The following is a 1550-nucleotide window of genomic DNA, read 5'->3' as shown; positions in this document are numbered from 1 at the left end:
GAGGCCGAGGCCAACTACTATGCAGCCCTTCAGATCATCAATATGGCTGCGTGACTCAAACCAATTAGCCTCCGGGAAACCCGGGACGCTTCAAATCGTGACAATACGCACATGAGCCAAGGAGAATGTTATGACTGCGCCCTTTTCATCTTCTAATACCGACCTTTTCAAAAAGGCTCCTACCCGCCGCAATATTCTCACAGGGCTGGCAGGGGCCTCCGTCCTCGGCTTCAAAAACGTCAAAGCGGCCAGTCTTTCTGGGAGCATTAACCCTCCAAGCGTCGTCAGCCAGCCTGCAAGGGCATGGGGAGCACAAGCAGGCCCCAGCTTTCTCCCCGACCCTGACGTCATCTTTCTCGACCCGTCCTTCAAGGACCTGACCTATTTTGCAGCACCCATTCGTCGCGTTTGGGATCAAGGGGGGTGGCTGGAAGGTCCAGCATGGAGCACGGAAGGTCGCTTTCTGATTCTAAGCGATGTCATTCGTTCTCGCGCTCTGCGGTATACATGGGAAACAGGCGAGATTACAGACTTCCGCCCTGATAGCTATGCCGCCAATGGAAATTGTTTCGACTTCACAGGACGTCTCATCGTTTGCGAAGACTTTTTCCGCCGCGTGGTACGTTGGGAACATGATGGCAGTGTCAAAGTCCTTGCCGACCATTACAACGGACAAGGTCTCAACTCCCCCAATGATGTCGTTCCTCACCCCGATGGCAGCGTCTGGTTTACAGACCCGGGATACGGCACAAATCTCGCTGAGGGTCATCCCGATTCACCTGGAGGCCCGACAAACCCGGACGGCAAAATCAGATGGAATATTGGGCGAGAACTTATCGGCGAAATTGGCGGCACAAAACGCCAGGCCGACCACGTCTTTCGCATTGCACCAGACGGCACGCTAACAGCTGTCCTTCAAGAAAAGGACCTTCGCGACCCGAATGGCCTCTGCTTTTCTCCAGACTATAAAAAGCTTTACGTCGTTTCCACACCCAAAGGTCCCGGTCAATCCGTCGGTGGAGATCAGGCCATTCATGTTTACGACGTCAAGGACGGCACTCTGAGCAACGGCCGTATTTTCAGCACCATGCAATTAAATGGCGTCCAGATGAACCCGGACGGCATCCGCGTCGACGTTTTCGGCAATCTCTGGTGCGGCGCTTCAGGTCCTCTCGGCCTCTGTGGCGTCATGGTCTTCAACCCTTCCGGAAAACTCATTGGGCGCATCAGACTGCCACAAGGCTGTTCTAATTTAACCTTTGGCGGCCCCAAGCGTGACCATCTGTTCATGTGCGCCGCAGGCTCCCTCTTTACACTCCAAGTCGGGGTGCAGGGTTTCGCACCGTCCTAGCACTACAGTTGCATTTTGTGTCGTGAGTGAGAGCGGATAGCGCTGGCTTGATGTTTTCGTCGAAAGACGGATGACCCTGCCCCGAACGTGCCCTCAGTTTTGAGTTAGATGTTTAGTCCCGTGGTTTGATGGTGCATTCTTCTCGCTGGAATGGAAGGAAGCGCTATGGGCCAGGTTCACCACGGAAGCGCCACGACGA

The 1550-nt window shown here is 54.6% G+C and carries 1 protein-coding gene; it reads left to right on the top strand.

Translation table 11 applies throughout. From position 1 onward, the window contains the following. The first annotated feature begins 130 nt into the window (after window positions 1-130). Window positions 131-1351, top strand: coding sequence for an SMP-30/gluconolactonase/LRE family protein (locus EDC31_RS17545; protein ID WP_081797719.1), 1221 nt, complete (start codon window positions 131-133; stop codon window positions 1349-1351). Window positions 1352-1550 lie beyond the last annotated feature (199 nt).

Source organism: Acidomonas methanolica, from assembly GCF_004346035.1.
Taxonomy (GTDB): Bacteria; Pseudomonadota; Alphaproteobacteria; order Acetobacterales; family Acetobacteraceae; genus Acidomonas; species Acidomonas methanolica.
The sequence above is the reverse complement of the archived record's forward strand: the minus strand, read 5'-3'. Positions and strand labels throughout refer to the sequence as shown.

Bases quoted from the DNA above. Each gene is read 5' to 3' on its own strand.
- EDC31_RS17545 (WP_081797719.1), top strand. From the start codon at position 131: ATGACTGCGCCCTTTTCATCTTCTAATACCGACCTTTTCAAAAAGGCT.